Consider the following 1647-nt stretch of genomic DNA (forward strand, 5'->3'; position numbering starts at 1 on the left):
CCACGCCGGGTTCATGAAGATGGCGGTCCAGGGCTTTCAGGGCCCGCTGAATGAGGCTGCGCTCTCTGGTTGTCATTTCTCCGGGCAGAAAGGAAATCTGTTGCATTGTTCCGGCCCCCTTTCAGTCAATGATGCGCATAATGGCGCTGCATTCCGGATGCTGCAGGGCGTAATCCCGCAGACGGTAATAATGAACCGTCATGGCATAACACTCCGTACGGCAGGCGTGATGACTGTACGTCATCAGACAGGCAGCAATGCCGGCGGCTTCCGGGCTCATTTCAGCGCGGTTACCGTTCATGGCATTGAACAGTACCCATGTTTCGTCATCATCATCATCCGGTTCGGGGGCCATAAATGCCCCGCCGTTGTTCAGGGTGTACAGATTCCAGATACCACCGCAGTAGTCTTCGCACAGACGGTCCATCCAGCCGAAGACACGGGGCTCCAGGGTCACCCACTGTGGAATGAGGCCAAAATGCTGCGGCCAGAAGCTGATGCGCTGTTCATCAGGGACGAGGCTGGCAACCAACTGAGGCGGATTATTCTCTGGTGTTGTAGCTGAATAAATTGTGGGGGTATTCTGAGAAACGGTTTTCATGAGATAACGCCTTAAATAACAAATAAATGTGTGTTTTTCAGGAACGAAAGCTGAATGATTCCCTCACTCAGGGAAACGGCATCAGCGCATGCTCTCCAGCAGCGTTTCTGCCATCACCCACAATGCGCGGTTGAGTTTTATATCGGTATCAATGCTGTGAATGGCCCGGGTATGGATACGTTTTCCTTTTGCACTGCGACCGGAAATCCCGCCTTTCAGCATATTCTCCTGGATGGTCTGATAAGCACTCCACAGGTCCTTACCGTAATCCTCCCGGCGTCGTGGTGTCAGAATGTCGGCGGTGGTGACGGGCTGATGTTCGTCACCATAACGGTAAGTCAGTGCCGCCTGTGCCAGCGCCTGGCGTGCCGGTGGCGGCAGGACCAGCGACTGCATGGCATCACGCTTCTCCTCTATCCGGTCAAACACGCCCACCACCTCGTAAGCCCCTTCAATGACTCTGTCCACCACATTTCCCCGGTGCGGAACACGCACTTCCCCCAGAGACTGACCGCAGACGCATCCGTTCTGGCAGACGAACCTGAAGTAACCCGGCAGCATCTGGTAGCTGGAGGTACCGTCATGGGAGTTCAGCAGGATGATTTCAGGGACATGTTGTCCGTTTATCTCCCCGTCACGGCGCAGACGCAGCATGTGTTTGGTATACCCCCGGCGGCCCGGGTCACGTACGCGGGTCTGGCAGGCGAAGAATGGCTGAAAGCCTTCCCGCTGCAGGCTTTCCAGCACGGTGATGGTGGGGATGTATGTATAGTTCCGGCTCCGGGAGGTGTGTTTATCTTCCCCGAAAATCCCGGGCACATGGTGCATCAGCTCTTCACGGGTCAGCGGACGGTCACGGCGTATCTGGTTCGCATAACCAAAACGACTGGCTAATCGCATACTTTGCTCCTTATCAGTGGTTAAGACTGAATGACGTAATCAATGAAAAAGCCGCGTCTCACGGAGAAGACGCGGCCTGATGGATGAAATGAATGAGGGTTTACCGAAGCCCTTCAGCATTGTGGTGACGCAACCGGAAATGCGTT

General features: G+C 54.9%; 2 protein-coding genes and 1 pseudogene. All 3 read right to left on the bottom strand.

Annotation, left to right across the window (positions count from 1 at the left end):
* Positions 1–106: pseudogene (locus ACJHYR_RS27680) on the bottom strand (hypothetical protein); the annotation flags it as partial.
* A gap of 15 nt (positions 107–121) precedes the next feature.
* Entirely contained in the window at positions 122–601 is a 480-nt protein-coding gene (locus tag ACJHYR_RS27685) for an antirestriction protein (protein ID WP_000860074.1), read from the bottom strand.
* An 81-nt stretch (positions 602–682) separates the two neighbouring features.
* On the bottom strand, positions 683–1501 hold the full coding sequence (locus tag ACJHYR_RS27690; RefSeq protein WP_001234688.1) for a DUF932 domain-containing protein: 819 nt from the start codon (positions 1499–1501) through the stop codon (positions 683–685).
* Positions 1502–1647: the final 146 nt, after the last annotated feature.

Origin of the sequence: Escherichia sp. WS1450, assembly GCF_046487395.1 — a bacterium.
Lineage (GTDB): Bacteria > Pseudomonadota > Gammaproteobacteria > Enterobacterales > Enterobacteriaceae > Escherichia > Escherichia coli.

Bases quoted from the DNA above. Each gene is read 5' to 3' on its own strand.
- ACJHYR_RS27685 (WP_000860074.1), bottom strand. From the start codon at position 601: ATGAAAACCGTTTCTCAGAATACCCCCACAATTTATTCAGCTACAACA.
- ACJHYR_RS27690 (WP_001234688.1), bottom strand. From the start codon at position 1,501: ATGCGATTAGCCAGTCGTTTTGGTTATGCGAACCAGATACGCCGTGAC.